This window comes from Chthonomonas sp., assembly GCF_035294505.1.
Taxonomy (GTDB): Bacteria; Armatimonadota; Chthonomonadetes; order Chthonomonadales; family Chthonomonadaceae; genus Chthonomonas.
Map to the genome: position 1 here is coordinate 1 of NZ_DATGKU010000120.1, position 17,469 is coordinate 17,469.

Below are 17,469 nucleotides of genomic sequence, written 5' to 3' on the forward strand. Positions count from 1 at the left end.
CGTGGGGCTACAGTCCACCGCAGCCTCTTTGGCTCAGCCGCTCACTATCATTGTCACAGGTGCTCTTGTGAACCACGGCAGTTATCGGGTAATTTTTCTGGTCTGCGCGCTTTGCATTCTCGCGGCTTTGCTGAGCATTGCTCTTCTAAGCCCCTCGGCTGCAAAACAGGAGATCGAGCAGCATCGCGCCCTAGTCGAGCTGAGGTTATAAGGCACACCGATGCGGCAACGAGTTTTAAGTGCCATCGTAGGCATTGCCCTTTTCCTGTTTTTCTGTTTCAGCAACCCCATTCTCATGCTCTGTGGGGTTGTGCTCGTCGCCCTGCTTTGCGCTTACGAATGGACGACGGCCTACAGCAACAGACTCGTGCCGGAACTGCTATCTCCCACAGCCAATGCGCTACAGGCCGGCTTGCCCTTTCTCGGTGCCCTCTATCCGATGGGGCTTTATCTGCGGCTCTCGCGAGGCGACATCCCTCCGCTCTATCCATCTATCCTCGTGGCCCTGCCCATTCCGGTGTTCGCCTTACTTACGCTCCGCGCAGCACGTACCGGCATAGCGCTCGGTTCACTGAGGTGCTTTTATGGGCTAGTTGGCGCGGTTTATATCGGCCTTCCTATATGCAGCTTGGTCATTCTTCGGAGCTTTTTCACCATTCCCTCTGCCAAACCACCCCTCGCCCATACCCCGTTAGGGGCCTGGCTCGTTTTGTTTACCACGGCTTGTGTGTGGGCGGCCGATAGCCTGGCGTTTTTCGTGGGGCGACGTTTTGGGCGACATAAGCTCGCTCCCACCCTCTCCCCGGGCAAAACGTGGGAGGGAGTGCTAGGCGGTCTGCTCGGCGCTCTCATGGTCGGGGCGCTTGTTGCCCGTTGCTTAGGTCTTCCACTTTGGGTTGGACTTATTTTAGGAACTACGGCGGGGATCGTAGGCCCTTGGGGCGATCTGTGGGAGTCGGCCCTGAAGCGCGAGTTAGGACTAAAGGATTTTGGCCGCCTTCTGCCCGGCCATGGTGGCTTCCTCGATCGTTTTGACAGCCTCCTCTTTGTGTTGCCCCTTACCTGCCTCTTTTGGGCACTGCTATCCCAATTTTAGCGGCTTTTACAAAGGCGAGAGGCCTCCTCTTCCTAACTTGGGAGGGAGCGCCTTATGGGTTACCCCTACAATCATCACCCCATCATTTGTAGGGGCAGGCCTTGTGCCTTCCCAATAAAAACCCGTCCATCACAATGGGGAACCATCAAAAATAGAGGAACCTAAAGGGGTATCGCAAGGGTACCCCCTGCAGCCCCCCTATCCCTCCCCCTACAGGGAGAGGAACTGACCACCTCAGCGGCCTGAATCATTCCCTTATCGGCTATCTCTCTGGCCGCTGTGTCGCCGCGTGCTCCTACAGCCCCCACCCCCCCGCCCCTCCCCCGATTCGGGAGAGGGGAGACCAGTAAGGTCATCGGCAGTTTGCTACGATAACCTTCCCTTGAAAACTCAACACAACCGCCCCCTTTCTCCCGAATCGGGGGAAAGGCCGGGATAGGGGGCGAGCAAGATAGGCTTGCTCCGTGAATTGCCTCTAGAGCCGCGAGATTGGCAGCCTCACCCCTCAGAACGGGTGGGAAGTGAAACGCAAGATTTCTCGCCTTCGGCTCGAAATGACAGGCGTATCATCGGCTCTTCAAGCCCCCACCCCCACTCCCCTCCCCCTATCAGGGAGAGGGGAGACCAATAAGTTCATCGGCAGTTTGCTACGATAATCTTTTCCCTTGAAAACTCAACACAACCGCCCCCTTTCTCCCGAATCGGGGGAAAGGCCGGGATAGGGGGCGAGCAAGATAGGCTTGCTTCGCGAATTGCCTCTAGAGCCGCGAGACTGACAGCCTCACCCCTCAGAACGGGTGGGAAGTGAAACGCAAGATTTCTCGCCTTCGGCTCGAAAGGACGGTCATATCACCGGCTCTTCAAGCCCCCACCCCCACTCCCCTCCCCCTATCAGGGAGAGGGGAGACCAGTAAGTTTATCGGCAGTTTTCTATGACAACCTTTCCTTCGGAAACGCAACACAACCGCCCCCTTTCTTCAATCAGTAAGACACAATAAACGCCTCAGCGGCCAGAACCATTTCTTTCAAAGCCTATGTCTCTGGCCGCTGCGTTGCTGTCCGCGAGGACGAATGGACGGGATAGGGGGCGAGTAGACTAGGCTAGCTCTACAAAACCACCTTTAGAACTATCAGCGTGGCGGTCTTTAACAGCCTCTGCCGATAAAAAGAAGCCTTCCCTACCTCACGGCAGGGAAGGCTAACTGACTGTGGACAGCAGAGCTAGTTGGTGTTTTCGGACGGAGCGGGCTGTTCGAGCTGATGCTCGATGGCCGCAACAACCTCCGGTTTGGCGGGGCTCATGCCCGCAGGGAACCGCGCCACGATCTCACCGTTACGCCCGATGAGAAACTTCGCGAAATTCCATTCGATAGGCCCGCCGAACTTCGGATCGGTCTCTTTGTCGGTTAGGAATTTGTAGAGCGGCGCCTGGTTATCGCCCTTCACATCAATTTTAGAGAACATGGGGAAGGTAACATGATATTTGCTGGTGCAGAACTGTTTGATCTGCTGGTTATCGCCCGGCTCTTGATGCCCGAAGTCGTTGGAGGGGAAGCCGAGGATCACGAAGCCCTTGTCCTTGTATTTCTCATAAAGCTGTTCGAGAGCGGCATATTGTGGCGTGTTGCCGCAGAGTGAGGCGGTGTTTACGATCAGGATGACCTTTCCTACGTAGCGGGCAAGGTTTACATTGTTGCCATCAATGTCTTTCATCACGAACCGAAGTACCGGAGGAACGTCCACATGGACGTTGGGGTAATCGGGCACCGTAGGTTTGGCATCGGGTCCCATCGCATCCGGCGAAACGCCGGCCAGTTTCGCCTCATACTCGTTGTCGAAGTCGGCGAAAGAGTGGTTATGTGTGGCATAGTAAAGCCCCCGAAAGTTGCGCGGTCCTCCAGGTACTATGTGGCAGTAGACACAGGGTTTGTTCTCCTTCTTTGCGAAGGCCGGAGTCGCATGAGCCTGAGAGCCTAGTCCCAACAGCGTCAGCCCTACACAAAGCGCTGGTAGCCAGCGTAAGGTACGAATCATTCACTTCCTCCTTAAGTCACCATGAGTTTTTGCGAACGGTGTTTATTCGATTTAGACAGACGATCATCCTTGCAAGTTACAACCATTTAGGGTCGGCAGAGTCGCGACTTAGAGCTTGGCAGACGTATCAAGGCCGATGGCATGTACTAGCCCATTTCCGACCTGCCGGTTATAACCATCTTTTTAGTCCGGTTGACACGATGTCGGCCAGAGAATGCGTTGTGCCGGCGAGTACAAAACCCGCAAGAAAAGCCAAGCTTTCCTGCGTATGGGCGCGCATGATCTGCCCTAACGAGTGCGCCTCCAGTTGTGTGACAGAGGCGGGGTCTACATGCATCCCGCACCGATTCCACAGCCACACACCTACCCAGGAGAGCAAAAAGAACATAGCGCCTAAGTAGAGCGCTCGGATAATGCCCCCCGCAATAAGCCCGTGCGAAACCCAGGAACGATGCGGCACCAGCACCCGATAAGGCCACCAGATAAACCGCAACGGCCCCCAGCGACGGTACTCTCTCGAATTGGTGTCTAAATCTCCGGCACAGGCCAGTCCGGCGAAAAGATAGGCCCCACTGAAACAGCAGAGCGGCGCCAGCGACGCCGGGTGCACCTTGGCCATGTAGAGTATGTCGAAGGCGGCTAAGGTGGAGACGGTAATAAGATCATGAACGCGCGCTCCGGGCATCTTTCCTCACAGACGAAGGAAATTTCAACGGATGTGGCCTTTTCTCCTGCCTACGAAGGCATAGGCCTAAAGATACCGATGATTTTATAGGAGATGGCACTTTCCCGTAAAAATTATGACACCGAAACCCCTGTTTGATCGTCCATAATATTGGATAGTTGGATAAGAGTGTCTCTTACCATCCAACTATCGAAAAGAGAGAACAAAAAAGAAAGGAGGCGCCAGGGTTATGGTTACCGATGAAAAGCCCAACGTGCCAACGCCTGAAAGCCTAGAACAAACTCAAAGTGAGGGACAGGGCCACACTACTCATGGCCAGGTCACCAAGTCGAAGGAAGAGCTTGAACAGACTCACCGCGAGTTTGAACGGCTGATGGCCCGCACTCAGAAGAGGGCTTACAACATGGCCTACCGCATGACGGGGAATCGAGACGATGCCGAGGACCTAACTCAGGAGGCCTATCTGCGCGCCTACCGTTCCTTCGATACCTACAATCGGCAGATGCCTTTTGAACGCTGGTTCTATCGCATCCTTTCTAACCTCTTCATTGATGTGCTGCGCCGTCAGCCTAAACAGAAAACGCTGTCGCTCGATCAACCTACAAGCGATGAGGACGGCGAGGAGAACCTCTTGCTGCAGATACCCGACCCGAAAGGCGGGCCGGAAGATATCGTGATGCGTGAGGTGATGGATGAACGGTTGCAGGAAGCCCTCGCTAAGCTGCCCGAATCGTTCCGCCAGGCCGTCTGGCTCTGCGATGTGGAGGGATACTCCTATGAGGAGATAGCACGCATCATGAACTCCTCCATCGGCACGGTACGTTCGCGCATCCACAGAGGGCGCACGCTCCTGCGCAAATATTTAGAAGCCTCCCCGGAGGCGTCTAAATCGCAAAAAACGTCCTCATTACCGCCTATGCAGGCGAAGCCTGCATAAGCCTTAACCTCAAAATCCAAAAACCATACACCCCTTCCTACCGCGATGTAGAAAGGGGCTTTTTGTTGCACAACCTAACTTGTTCGCGCAGCTCGCCGCTCCTCCGCCGCTTTACAAGTGCGCAGCCAAACCCGCTGTGGCGGCTCCTCATAGCCCTTCCAAGCATAGGGGTCTATGCCGGCTACCGGCACAATGCAGCGCCTATCGGCAGTAGCCACCGACTCGCCTTCGCGTAAAGACCACGGCAAGAACGACCAAGCGTTGCAGTAGTGATTTACCAAGACGCGACGGTAGATGTGGCTTCGGTTCTTCAGCGAACGATGCAATAGATAGCCGTTGAAGAACACCACCGTCCCCGTCTTCACCTCCACAGGGATCTGCCCGCTCTCATCGAACCCATAGCTCTCCGGCGCAAAATCGAACTCATCCGGGTTGTTGTGCGCACGCTGCGGATAGAGATAGCCGGTTTTGTGCGAACCGGGAATAACCCACAAACAGCCGTTCTCCACGGTCGCATCGTCTAAGGCGATCCAGGCTCCGATGAGCGAGCGATCACGGGTAGGGATATAGATTTCGTCCTGATGCCATGCCTGTCCTTGAAATTCAGGTGGCTTCACAAAGAGCATAGACTGCATGCATTTCACGCTTCCATCCCACCACGGCAGGTGCGCAGCGGTGATCTGCGACAAAACGCCGCAGATGGCAGGATGCTTCACATACTTCAGCATCACCGGGCTAATGTAGTGCGGCTGATGGATGCACAGTATGCCCTCTAAAACCTCTTGGTCGCTCCAATCGGAAGGGGCCGGCTCTATTCCCTCACAGGGGTAGGCCCCGCGGGCAATCGCCACAATGTCCGCCCGAAGTTCCTCAACCTCTGCCTCCGACACCAGCCCTTCAACGACGAGAAAGCCTTCCTCTACAAACTGCCGAACCTGTGCTTCATCGAGTGGCTTTGGGACCTCGATTCGCTCCGTCACGCTGCCAATCGTCATAGAGAGCCTCCCATACAAAATGCTCAACTCTATTATAACCGGTTCCTGAAAGATTTCGACGCTTCAGGAACCATCCTTGGGGCATGGGACGAATGCTCAGTAGGGCGTTGAGACCCGACATGGGAAGTGCTAAAGTATTTGTCGCTAGCATGCAAACGGCACAAGCGACTTCTCAGCACCTCTACTTGGGGACCAAGGAAGCGTTCAACCAAAGCAGGAATCTTGAAAGGATATCACGAATTCTTTTTAAGCTACTTTTGTCCACTTCTTAGGAGGAGCCTCTTGTACCGATCGAAACTTGCGATAGTTCTTTGCCTCGCCATGCTTATCATCGGCGGTCTGTTGGGCGGTACTCGCCCCGCATGCGCCCAAAACCAAACGGAGCGCGCCCTTGCTTCCTTCTTCGACATCGGAGGCTATTTCTTCCTCGATCATAAGCTCGTGAACGCTATCGGAAGCCCCAAGTTCTACTCCGAAGGTAACTTCTTCAGCACACCGGCACGGCTTGGTAGCTATGAGGTGGCCGGCGGCGTGGAGTTTCTCAGCGCGAACGACCATTTCTTCCCCTTCAGTGGAGGGAATAGCGTGGGCTTTGTCGGCCCCTGTGTACGCTTCTCCACCCCCGCGCGCAACAACCACCTGCGCTTCCTTCTCACCCTCGGCGTCTACGCCACCACCCTGAACGCCGGTAGCGTTGGCGTAGATACCACCACCATCGCCCCTGGAGGCGCCATTGAGGCCGATTATCGCTTCGCGCGCTACTTTACTTTCGCCGCCGGTTTTCGCATCGGCAGCTCCATCCACGGCTATAACACAAGTGGATTTATTATCGGGCTACGCTTCTTCTAAGAATCGCGTAACTTTGTGAGACAAGCCATGCATGAAATAGTAGACCTTCGCAGCGATACGGTGACGCGCCCTACCCCCGCCATGCGAGAGGCTATGGCGCAGGCAGAGGTTGGGGATGATGTGTTTGACGACGACCCCACCGTGCATCGGCTGCAACAGCTTGCCGCCCAAATTACCGGAAAAGAGGCAGCCCTGTTTATGCCCTCCGGTACCATGAGCAACACCGTCGCTATCTGCGTGCACACACAGCCCGGCGATGAGATTCTGCTCGATACAGAGGCTCACTCCATGCTCTATGAAGTAGGCGCCCCCGCCCGACTAGCCCACGTGCTCACCCGTACTTTCTCTAGCAAGGAGGGCGTTCCTTGTCTTGAAGAGATCGAACGCTCCCTGCATGTCGCCTCGCTCCATAGCCCGCGTACCGCGCTGCTGGTGCTAGAAAATACCCATAATCGGGCAGGTGGATATCCCATTCCCCTAGAAGTGCATCAACGCCTCTATGCGCTCTGCCAAGCACATCATGTGCGTGTCCACATAGATGGCGCACGCATCTTTAATGCCTCTATTGCAACAAACACCCCTGTAGCCCAATTTGCAGCGTGTGCCGACAGCCTTACCTTCTGCCTCTCCAAAGGCCTGGGATGCCCTATCGGCTCCGTGCTCTGCGGCTCTTACGAGTTCATCCAACAGGCCAAACGCGTGCGCAAAATGCTCGGTGGTGGAATGCGCCAGGTAGGCATTCTCGCTGCAGCCGGCATCTACGCCCTGCAACACCATATCGAGCGACTTGCCGAAGACCATCGCCGCGCCCGCCTGCTCGCCCAAAACATCGCCAGCGTTCCGGGCATTTCTGTAGAAAACCCGAACCCGCCCACGAATATGGTCTATTTCCAAACGCAAGCCCCCGCCGACTCGTTTGTGGAACGACTTAAAACAGACTACCATGTGCTTTGCCACGCCACCGGCACCCATCGCATCCGCCTGGTAACCCACCTCGATGTGGACGATGACGACATTGTTCATGCCTCTCAGGCTATTTGCGCCGTTAGTAAAGTGCTGCACTGAGGAACTCCATTGCCCTCCCACCTGTTTCTGTAAAAAGAAGGAAGATCACAAACGAGCGTATAATAGTTTCATAACCTACTTTTTCGAGGAGGTTTTATGGCACGTATTGTTACCGGCGGGGTGCGAAGGGATGGAGAGGCCTATTCCAGCCGGATGGGGCTTTCCGAATTCGTTATTCTCATCTGCCTTATCGGCGCTATCGCCTGGGGAGTAAACTACTACTTCAACGTCTATCGTAAGTCGCCCACCTACGCGCTCAAAGTCTTCCTTGGAGCGATAGAGGCCGGCCGCTCTGACGAACAGTACAACATGTTAAGCGACTACGACAAAATGTACTACCCCACCGAGAAACAGTATGAAAACAGCTGCCCGCTAGCACATGGCTACACCGAGCGATTGCCGAGTTTCGACCTCGCCCCCCCTAAACCCGACCAGAATCCAGGTGCGGTTCAGATTGATGCTACTTTGCACGTCACCAGCAATATGGCGCACGAGGCCCTTTACCAGGCCGGTACAACCCATACGGTGCATGTGATATTTCGCCTTATTCACGATCAAAATGGACAATGGAAAGTTTGGCTACAGAAATCCAACCTAACCAACCTTCTGCAAATTACGCCAAACCCGCCCGGAAGCAATTTCTAGCCCAATAGGAGGCTTCTATGATCAACTGTCCTCATTGCAACCAACCGGTAGATGAACAGACGAACTTTTACTGTCCCAGCTGTCGTAAACCGTTGCGCTCCTTAAGCGGCGAACTGCTAACGCCGCCCACAACGCCAACCCCATCGCCCTCAACACCGGGGCCGGCTCCAACCAACTTGCCCGGCCCCATTCTAACACAACCTGCGCCCAACCTGCCACCGACCCGCCCCATCATGACGCCAACGGCCCATCGTCTCCAAAACGAGCAAGAAAAGGAGAGCAAAGTGGCGCGTTACGTCATCGCCTTTTGCCTTCTCGTCCTCATTGCGGTGCTCGGCGCTGGAGGCTATATATGGTGGATGCACACCCATTCCAACCCGGAAGATACGGCCAAGCGCTTTGTAGAGGCCATCAGCAATGAAGACATGGAGACCGTCTACAACCTCTCCATCCTGCCCGATAATGTGAAATCAAAATATCCCGATGCCAAGAGCTTTGCAGATAATTTCAAGCGCGAACGTGCCGCCATGAATAGCAACGGAACCGGCCAGGTGATTGACATGTTCTTTAAGTGGTTTAAAGGGGCTAAGGTGGGGCATGCCACCATCAACGGAGATACGGCCACGGTTCCTGTTACCCTACACATTACGCTCGGCCCACTTAGCACCGATAGCCAACAGAATCTCCCTATGCGCTACGATCACGGCATGTGGAAAGTAGACTTGACCACGATGCCTCTACCTACTGCGCCTTCGCCGGCAGGCAACAACCCGCCGGGCGGCATGTTAGGCGTAGGCGGCGGCATGTGACGAAACCTACCGGAAGCGCATAATGCAATGGCGCCGGGTGGCTGTGGCCAAAATAACGGACATCCCGCCCGATCAAGGGCTTACCGTGCCCTTAAGCGAGACACGTGAGTGCACCCTCTTTGTGCATAAAGGGCGATGCTATGCGGTTGGTAGTCTCTGTCCCCATCAAAACGCCCCCCTTTGCAACGGCGTCTTGGAAGGGGACGATGTGCTGATCTGCCGCCGACACGGTTTTCGTTTTAGCCTTCAAACCGGTGAGTGCCTCACTCTGGGAGGATATGGGATTCCAACCTACCCCGTGGAGATTGAAGAGGCTAGCGGCACAATTTTCGTTCGCTTCCTCGACGATTCGCCTTAGCGTTGCGGTCTCGACGGAGCCTCTCCTGGAACTTGACGCTCGGGTAGATACTGACGGGCGAACTGATCTTCCACAATGCTGCCATCTTTTAAGAGATCGAGGTAGATAGTCTGTTTTTGAAAATTGGAAATGGAGAAAGTGCCCAACCAGAACCGTGCCACAACGGTATCGCCGGGCGCATTTGGAGCAGGCGGTCTATAGATGACCTTACGCGGTGGGTCGTTGTCGCTAGGACGATAGGTAAAGCTGGTGGTATCCGGAAGATAGTTGGGGACCAGCACTTGCAGATTCGGCGGAAACTGCCCACCATGATCTTTTTCATAAAGCTGCAGGCCCGTACGTATCTCTCGAAGCTTTTGCTCGCAAACCGGAGCCGCCCCGATAGATTGAAACACGCCTTGAAACTGATGCCCAACCTTTTTAGCGGTGAAAATTCCCCCAAAAATCATTATCAAGACGAGCACACCGCAACCGCCTAACGCCCACAGCAGACAGCTTGTACCTGTAGAACGACGTGGTGGCCCTACACTTGGAGGGTAGGGGTAAGACGGCGGAACGTTGGGGTTTGAAAGAGGAGGCGGGCTTTCCATTGCCGACTACTCTCCACCCGTAGCCAGATGCATGATCTTCTCTTGCGTGGCCTCCTCGCGACTCAGCTCCCCAACGATACGTCCTTCATGCATCACGAGAATGCGATCGCTCATCCCCAAAATCTCCGGCAGCTCCGAAGAGATCATCAAGATGCCTACTCCCTGCGCGGCCAGTTCGTTCATCAGCTCATAGATTTCACTCTTCGCACGTACATCTATCCCGCGAGTCGGCTCATCTAAAATCAGCACTTTCGCTCCGGCAAAGAGCCACTTGGCCAATACCACCTTCTGCTGATTGCCGCCGGATAGGTTTTTCACCGTCTGTTCGATAGTGGGGGTCTTAATGCTAAGCTCTTGGCGGTACTTCTCGGCGACGCTGCGCTCTTTTGCCAAACGAATAAAACCGGCAGCCGAGAGCGCTTGCAAATTGGAGAGCGTATTGTTGGAACGCACAGCCATTCCCAACACCAGCCCCTGCTGTTTTCTATCCTCCGTTACCAGCCCGATGCCGGCCCGGATGGCATCGCGCGGCGAACGGATGCGCACCGGTTTCCCATCTATTTCAATGGTGCCGCTATCAATGGGGTCGGCGCCAAAGATGGCGCGTGCCGTTTCGGTGCGCCCCGCGCCAACCAAACCGGCCAAACCGACGATTTCGCCTCGATGCACCTCAAAAGAGATGTCATGGAGCACGCCCTTGCGATTAAGATGGCTCACCCGTAATACCGGCGGCCCGATGGGCACCACAACTTTAGGAATGGCCTCTTTCAGCTCGCGCCCCACCATGAGGCGGATGATCTCCTCGCGTGTGAGTTCGGCCACCTTTTTGGTCGCCACATAGCGCCCATCTCGCAACACCGTAGCCCTATCGCAAATCTCGAATATCTCTTCTAGTCGGTGCGAGACGTAGATCACGCTGATTCCCTCTGAGCGTAACTGCCGGATGAGGTCGAAAAGGGCATCAATCTCATGTTCGGTAAGGGTAGCTGTAGGCTCGTCCATCACCAGAATCTTCGTTTTGCGCCCCAACGCCTTCGCTATCTCCACCATCTGCTGCTGAGCTACGCTCAGCTGGTTTACCGGCGTGCGCACGTCGAAACGCGCACGAATGCGGTTCATAAGCTGTTGGGCCTCACGGTAAAGGGTTTTGAAATCCACGAATCCCGGCACCGCCCCCTGTGGCTCGCGCCCCAAAAAGATGTTCTCCGCGGCACTGAGATAGGGCACAAGGTTGAACTCCTGATAGATCGTGGAGATGCCGAGGTCCATGGCTTTCTGCGGGCTATCAATTACCACCGGCCTGCCCTCGATATAGATTTCCCCTTGGTCTGCCATAGTAACCCCAGAGAGAATCTTGATGAGCGTGGATTTCCCTGCCCCGTTCTCTCCTAGCAGCGCGTGAACCTCTCCATGCTCTAAAGAAAAGCTCACATCATCGAGCGCTTTCACGCCCGGGTACTGCTTACTGATATGGCGCATCTCTAAAAGAGGCGGACGGCTCTCTAACACAGCCGCCTGAGACGATTCCTGAGGATGTGCATCACTCATGCCAAAAGTCCTTTCTCCTGCTTATTCTGTTTTTATTTTGGCGGCAAATTGGCCAAAGCGGTCTCTGCCGGTGGGAACTGCGGCATACATCTTAACGCCGCCTGATACTGCGCCCGCGCCTCCGCAATGTTCTTCTGCTGTTGGAAAGCCTGCCCGAGATAGGTATAAGTCCACGCGCGTTGCATTTGGGAAAGCCCCGGCTGCGTCACAAAGTTCGTGCAGAAAGCGATGATCTGATCCAACTTCCCTTGTCCTTTCCAGAGCGTAATGAGATTCAACAGAGACTGCGTATCGTTAGGCGATTCTTTCAATATCTGCTCGTACTGTTCCTGCGCCCCTGCCAAATCGCCCATGCTTTGCAACTGCTGGGCTAACAGCTGTCTCACCTGCAGCCGATCGGACGTAGGAAGACTGGGTTGTTGCAGTAACTTCTGATAAACAGCAATAGCCGCCTTTTTATCTCCACTATCGCTGAGCATGGCCGCATACGATTCCTGCAAAGAGACATCGGTGGGCGCCTTTTGAGCGACCTGCCCCATCATATCCAGCGCCTCCTTCTTCAGCCCATGGCTCTGCAGCGCCTGAATGCATGCGAGGGCGACCGCGTTTTTGGGGTGCGTGCCCACTAACTCCTGCAGATAGGCGATCCCCTCTTGGTGTCGCTTCAGGGCATCATACTGGTCGAGAAGAGCCGACAGGAGGGAGGCATTATCGGGCTGCTGTTGGGCTTTGGTTTGAAGCCAAGCGAGGCACGCTTCGGGCTTCCCTTCAAGCGCATAGAGGTGGATTAGATCGGCATAGGCCTGAGGGTTATTCGGCGCCGCGGCGATCTGCTGCTCACGCAGCGCCACGGCTTCAGGATAGCGCTTCAAACGCGTCAGCACCGTTGCCTCTTTATCCAGCACCCAAACGAGGGTAGGATTGGCTTTATAAAGCTGCTGATAGACGGCCAAAGCTTGTTCGTCCTGCCCGCTCTGCTCTAGCGTCTGCGCCAAATTGCTCAACAGTTCCACGCTGTTGGGGAAACGCTTTTGTAGAGATCGGTACAAGGCAACCGCTTTATCATACATCTTATGGCTTCGATAGACATCGGCTGCCTCTAGCGAGTCGGGAAGAGGGTCTTTGGCGCGTTGCGATGCTTTGATCAGTGCGTCCACCGCCTGTTCCACTTTGCCCTCCCGCTCATAGAGGTGCCCTAGTTCCACATAGGGCTTTTCGTCGAGGGGCAGCAGCGCGGCAAGTTGGTTCAGCGTTTGGATGGCTTTATCCGGCTGGTTCTCTTTTTCATAAATCGAGGCCATTTCGAGATAAGGCTCTGCGTGAGGAGTCGTGTGGTTGTGCTCTGCATTGGCACGATCCTCCTCGGCTGCCTGTTGAAGATAGCGAAGGGCATCGTCCAGCTTGTTCTGCTTTTGCGCGATATCGGCCAGCCCCTGTAGGGCGGAAAGCCTCCAGGAGGCGACATTGGCCGCAGTCGCCACGACCGGCATATTGGAGGCGCTTTGAGACTGCGGCTTTAGCGTGAGCACCTTGTTGTAGATGGCCTGAGCTGCCGGCAGTTGGTTGGCCTGCAGCAGATCGTGCGCCTGCGCAAGCAGGTCGGAACCATCCTCAGGGTTCAACGCCACCAACTGCGCCCGCTGTTCTGCCGCCTCTTGCCATCGTCCCCGCAACTCCAGAACCTGTGCATACTGGATATGCCCCACGGGGTCTTTGGGGTTATGTTGCACGAAATCGCGCCAAATCGCGAGGGCATCGTCGGGTTTACCCTGCATAAAGGCCACGTCGGCAATGCCAAAAGCGGCGCTGCTGTCGGCAGGGTTTTGTGCATAGCGCTTTTTATAGATCGCCAAGGCATCCTGATAGCGCCCCACATTACGATAGAGCACGGCCAGCTGATACTGCAGGCGCAGATTGTTGGGGTCGAGAGCAATCGCCTCTTTATAGTGCCGTTCGGCCTGCGCGATAAGCTCCTGCCGCTGGGCCGCATTGGCCGTATCAAAAACCATCTGGGCCTCCACCTGGGCAAGGTTAGCCAGCAGTTTGGTTAGCAGTGGGTCGCTCTTGGGCTTCTCTTTTTCTAACACAGGAGCGGCGAGAAGAAACTGGTTACGGGCTGCCGGGTAGTTTTTCAGGCCTGCATAGAGCAGACCGAAGTTGAAGCGGGCAGGAGCATCATCAGGATAGAGCTTCAGCAGCGCGGTATAGGCCTTTTCGGCCTCCTGCACCATGCCGATCTGCTGTGCGAGCAGTGCGCGGTTGAAGAGCGCGTCATGGTTGCGAGGGTCTATGGCGAGAATTTGCTCATATGTTGCGATAGCGTCTTTCAAATCACGTCCGGTTTGGCGAATGGAGGCCAAAAGAAACAGGGCCGACAGGTTTTTCGGCTGCTTTTCACAAACAAGTTTTGCCTGTGTTTCCGCCTCACGCAAGTTGCCGGAGGCGTAGAGAGCGAAGGCGTAGTTATAGCGCGCATCCACGTCGTTTGGCGCCAACTGCAGGGCGGTATGCAGTTGCTGGCGGGCGGCTTTATAATCTTTGCGCCCCAATGCGGCCATACCAAGGGCCTCATGGGCGAGGGCAGCGATGGGCGCAGGTGGTTTCAAACGAAGGGCATGGAGGGCAAGCTGTTGTGCTTTGGCCCAATCACGTTCGGCAGCGGCAATTCGGGCAAGACGCGCCCACGCCTCGCTATCGGTGGGAATCAACTTCACGATCTGCAGAAGCGTCTCTTCGATTCCCTTGAGGTCTTTCCGCTCGGCATAGATGTTGTAGATTTGGGCCAAAGCGAGGAACTGCGCTTGCGGAGGTTGGTGCAGAGCGCGCGCCAGTTGAAGAAACTGGCGATAGGTGGCCAGCGCTTCATCGAGTTTCCCCTCCTGGTGCAGCCTTCCAGCCTGATTATAGAGATCGGCAAGGTGCTTCATCTGCGGTGAGAGCGGTGGTGGTGTCGGCCTTGAACCGGTCGAGGGCGGTTGGCCGAGGGGAACACCAAGAGCCTGACCTATTCCCAAAAAGCAGCTAAGCAGCAAACACCCCACTCTACTCCACAGCGTCCAACCACGCACGTGCCAGGTTCCTTTCCGCAATGGTTTCTTTGACATCACAAGCAGCTTTTCATTACGCAGGAAGAGCACTCCATCGTTTCTCTCTGCCAACAGTATACCTTCACCGGCGGCCACCATGGTTACCGTCCGTTCTATTCAAACCAAAAATACCACAAAATACAAAATAGGAGGCTTCCGCTTTTGAGACTAGAGACATCTTGACATTTTCTGGAATGTTTGGTATAATAAAGAAAAGAGACGAAACGATAGGAAATCGCTCGATATGGCGCGTAAAAGCACGCTCTCGCCGTCTGCACTACATATTGCGGACACTCTGGAAAATCGTATACGTGCCGGTGTTTACCTTTCCGGCCAGTGGCTGCCGGCAGAACGCGAAATCGCCCAGGAGTTCGGCGTCAGCCGCATCGTCGTGCGCGCCGCCATTCATGAACTCGAAAAGCGCCGGCTGCTCGTGCGTTCGGCGAAGTGTCGGCCTATCGTTCAAACTCCCGCTTCTACAACCCCTTCTCCGTCCAGCACCGCTACACGACGTTTCAACATCGGCCTTTGGCTTTGGCCCACTCCCGGCGACCCCGCCTATGCCATGATCGTGCGCGGCATCCGCAAGTCGCTCGACGAAGCCCACTTTCGGCTGATTACGGAAACCCCCGTCGAGCCGGATTGGCCCTCCATCCGCCGCGCAGAACGGCTCTTTCTTCAGCGCATGCTTGAAGATCGGGACATCGCCGGTATCATCCTCTGGTACCTCGGTGGCACCGAAAACATCGCCGCCCTCCAACAGGTTCGGGAGGCCGGCATCCCTATGGTGTTTATTGACCGTCGCCCTCCCGAAGGCTTCGATGCCGACTATGTGGGCGTAGATAACATCCATGCCGCCGAGAACATCGTGCGCCATCTCCTCTCACGAGGCCACCGGGTTATCGCCCACATCTCCAACCTCGACACGGCCTCCACGGTGGAAGAACGCCATCAAGGTTATCGCCGTGCCCTTGAACTTGCCGGTATCCCCTACCGACCAGAGCTGGTCTGTAGAGACCCCGGCTCGCCGGAAGATAATCCCTCAGAAGGCCTTCTTCCTCTCATCCGCTCACTTCTTCAACGCCCCGACCCACCAACGGCCTTCTTTGCTGTCAACGATCTTGTTGCCCAGAGAACCCACTCCGCCCTGCGAAAACTTGGCGTCTGTGTCCCCGACGACGTCGCTTTGGCCGGATTCGATGGAACGGAACGTTGGAGCCCCCATGGTTGCACCCTCACCACGGCCAATCAGCCCTTTGAGAGCATGGGCACACGCGCCGTTGAGGTGCTTCTGCGTCGAATGAAGGTCGGCTCGGATAGAACTTGGCAACATGTGCTTCTTGAAGCCCCACTTGCCATCTACCAATCTACCTCCACTGTGCCCACAAAACGACGTTTTAACATTCCTAGCGATAAGGAAAGGAGCGAATAGCATGAAAACAAAACGATTAGAGACGGGTTTCACTCTCATTGAACTTCTTGTAGTTATTGCTATAATAGCAATACTAGCGGCTATCCTCTTCCCGGTTTTCGCCCAAGCCCGAGAGAAGGCCCGCCAGATTACCTGCCTCTCCAACATGAAGCAGATCACGCTTGGTATCCTCCAGTATGAGGAAGATTACGATGAGACGATGGTTCCTGCCCACAACTGCGACCTAAGCCTCACCAACCGTGTCTCCTTCTTCTGTGGAGGAAGCATTGCCGCCCGCCTCGATTGGCCGCAAACCATCGAGCCTTATGTAAAATCACCGCTCTGTCGAGGCAACTCCATCTTTCATTGCCCCGATCTCGAAGCCGACTTCTACCACCAATGGTCGGCCAACCCCACAAATTCGAGCGATCAGTGGTCATCCTACTTCGTTACCTATGCCATGAACCTCGACTATCTTCAGCCAGACCCCGGCTGCGATCCCCATCAAGTGTTGCCGACGGCCAGTCAGGTTTGGGGGTTTCCGGTTAACATTGCGCGCATAGAAGAGCCGGCCAGCACGGTGCTAATAACCGACGCCAAACCGGATGTCATCCTTTCGGGCGGGGCAACAGGCGCTTTCTATCCTAGCGATCTCGTCGACTCTCCGGCCGACTATGGGGCGAATTCTCTCGCCTGTGGGCTTGATGCATGGGGAGCTTGCGACTTCGGCGATGGTGAGGCTTGCGGCCTTGGCGGCCCCAATGGAGCGCCGATCACAGATACCAATATGTTCGACCCTCGGCATAGTCAGGGCGGTAACGTGGCCTTCTGCGATGGGCACACCAAATGGCTTACTCCGGGTGCCCTCGCCGCAGGAACCAACTGGTACCGTGGCATCCCCGACGGCAATGTTCAAATTACCGATCTCAGCCAGTATCTGTGGTCGCTTAATAAAGAAGGAAGCGATATGTGATGGGCTTCCCGCGGCGGAGAATAAACATGAACTCAGAGAGAAGAGCCATAAAAAGAGTCGTGCAGAAGGGGCGTTTTGGCCTTTTTCCATTGCTCCTGTTGCTTGTTGGCGGTTGTTCGCACAACCCAACCATCACGGCAGCGCCACCGCCCGGCCCTAAGGCCGTGAAACCCCCTACAGTCCAACATATGTACCCGCATTCAAAGCCACCTCCCTTAACAAGCAAAGGGGGCGCGGGAGGAGGAATCGACTATTAAATCAATCCTCTTGCTTCATCATCTCACTCCGAGAGCCTAAATACAATGCGTTCCCTCTCGCTACCTTCGGGTAGCGGGAGGCTTTTTTTCATGCCTAAGCTCATAGCCGTTCAACTACCCACTTGACAGAT

16 protein-coding genes are annotated in these 17,469 nt (G+C 55.4%); 10 read left to right on the top strand and 6 right to left on the bottom strand.

Annotation, left to right across the window (positions count from 1 at the left end; translation table 11 throughout):
* Together VKV18_RS07130 and VKV18_RS07135 are read left to right on the top strand one after the other, a co-directional pair.
* A partial coding sequence (locus VKV18_RS07130; RefSeq protein WP_324200324.1) for a hypothetical protein occupies positions 1–211 on the top strand: 211 nt, incomplete at its 5' end.
* Between the two features lie 9 nt (positions 212–220).
* Complete coding sequence (locus tag VKV18_RS07135; RefSeq protein WP_324203521.1) at positions 221–1,096, top strand: phosphatidate cytidylyltransferase; 876 nt, start codon at positions 221–223, stop codon at positions 1,094–1,096.
* Positions 1,097–2,317: 1,221 nt separating this feature from the next.
* Here the strand turns inward: VKV18_RS07135 and VKV18_RS15830 are convergent.
* Positions 2,318–3,130 carry a glutathione peroxidase gene (locus VKV18_RS15830; protein ID WP_345786399.1) on the bottom strand — a complete coding sequence of 271 codons (813 nt, stop codon included), beginning with the start codon at positions 3,128–3,130 and terminating at the stop codon, positions 2,318–2,320.
* Between the two features lie 169 nt (positions 3,131–3,299).
* Entirely contained in the window at positions 3,300–3,815 is a 516-nt protein-coding gene (locus VKV18_RS07145; RefSeq protein WP_324203522.1) for a metal-binding protein, read from the bottom strand.
* Between the two features lie 229 nt (positions 3,816–4,044).
* Here VKV18_RS07145 and VKV18_RS07150 point away from each other — a divergent pair, with 229 nt between their 5' ends.
* On the top strand, positions 4,045–4,752 hold the full coding sequence (locus VKV18_RS07150; protein WP_324203523.1) for a sigma-70 family RNA polymerase sigma factor: 708 nt from the start codon (positions 4,045–4,047) through the stop codon (positions 4,750–4,752).
* A gap of 74 nt (positions 4,753–4,826) precedes the next feature.
* Here the strand turns inward: VKV18_RS07150 and VKV18_RS07155 are convergent, their stop codons facing one another.
* Positions 4,827–5,747 carry a phytanoyl-CoA dioxygenase family protein gene (locus tag VKV18_RS07155; RefSeq protein WP_324203524.1) on the bottom strand — a complete coding sequence of 307 codons (921 nt, stop codon included), beginning with the start codon at positions 5,745–5,747 and terminating at the stop codon, positions 4,827–4,829.
* 282 nt (positions 5,748–6,029) lie between these two features.
* Here VKV18_RS07155 and VKV18_RS07160 point away from each other — a divergent pair, with 282 nt between their 5' ends.
* The 5 genes from VKV18_RS07160 (at position 6,030) to VKV18_RS07180 (ending at position 9,473) form a co-directional block, all read left to right on the top strand.
* A complete protein-coding gene (locus tag VKV18_RS07160; protein WP_324203525.1) occupies positions 6,030–6,596 on the top strand; it encodes a hypothetical protein in 567 nt (188 codons plus the stop codon).
* Positions 6,597–6,611: 15 nt separating this feature from the next.
* Complete coding sequence (gene ltaE, locus VKV18_RS07165) at positions 6,612–7,661, top strand: low-specificity L-threonine aldolase (RefSeq protein ID WP_324203526.1); 1,050 nt, start codon at positions 6,612–6,614, stop codon at positions 7,659–7,661.
* Between the two features lie 96 nt (positions 7,662–7,757).
* Positions 7,758–8,306 carry a hypothetical protein gene (locus tag VKV18_RS07170; protein ID WP_324203527.1) on the top strand — a complete coding sequence of 183 codons (549 nt, stop codon included), beginning with the start codon at positions 7,758–7,760 and terminating at the stop codon, positions 8,304–8,306.
* 17 nt (positions 8,307–8,323) lie between these two features.
* Positions 8,324–9,115 (top strand): hypothetical protein, encoded by a 792-nt coding sequence (locus tag VKV18_RS07175; RefSeq protein ID WP_324203528.1) that lies wholly within the window; start codon positions 8,324–8,326, stop codon positions 9,113–9,115.
* A gap of 22 nt (positions 9,116–9,137) precedes the next feature.
* Entirely contained in the window at positions 9,138–9,473 is a 336-nt protein-coding gene (locus VKV18_RS07180; RefSeq protein ID WP_324203529.1) for a Rieske (2Fe-2S) protein, read from the top strand.
* On the opposite strand, the gene VKV18_RS07185 is transcribed toward VKV18_RS07180, so the two are convergent.
* Genes VKV18_RS07185 through VKV18_RS07195 form a run of 3 tightly spaced genes read right to left on the bottom strand, consistent with a single transcriptional unit; the run spans position 9,470 to position 14,679 of the window.
* The gene (locus VKV18_RS07185; RefSeq protein WP_324203530.1) at positions 9,470–10,063 is read right to left on the bottom strand and encodes a hypothetical protein; all 594 of its coding nucleotides are present in this window, start codon (positions 10,061–10,063) and stop codon (positions 9,470–9,472) included. The genes VKV18_RS07180 and VKV18_RS07185 overlap by 4 nt on opposite strands.
* Before the next feature lie 6 nt (positions 10,064–10,069).
* Positions 10,070–11,611, bottom strand: coding sequence for a sugar ABC transporter ATP-binding protein (locus VKV18_RS07190; RefSeq protein ID WP_324203531.1), 1,542 nt, complete (start codon positions 11,609–11,611; stop codon positions 10,070–10,072).
* A 32-nt stretch (positions 11,612–11,643) separates the two neighbouring features.
* On the bottom strand, positions 11,644–14,679 hold the full coding sequence (locus VKV18_RS07195; protein ID WP_324203532.1) for a tetratricopeptide repeat protein: 3,036 nt from the start codon (positions 14,677–14,679) through the stop codon (positions 11,644–11,646).
* Positions 14,680–14,941: 262 nt separating this feature from the next.
* Between VKV18_RS07195 and VKV18_RS07200 the strand changes: the two genes are divergently transcribed.
* Positions 14,942–16,129: a GntR family transcriptional regulator gene (locus tag VKV18_RS07200; RefSeq protein ID WP_324203533.1), complete on the top strand. Its 1,188-nt coding sequence runs from the start codon at positions 14,942–14,944 to the stop codon at positions 16,127–16,129.
* A gap of 1 nt (position 16,130) precedes the next feature.
* Entirely contained in the window at positions 16,131–17,081 is a 951-nt protein-coding gene (locus VKV18_RS07205; RefSeq protein ID WP_324203534.1) for a DUF1559 domain-containing protein, read from the top strand.
* Positions 17,082–17,469: the final 388 nt, after the last annotated feature.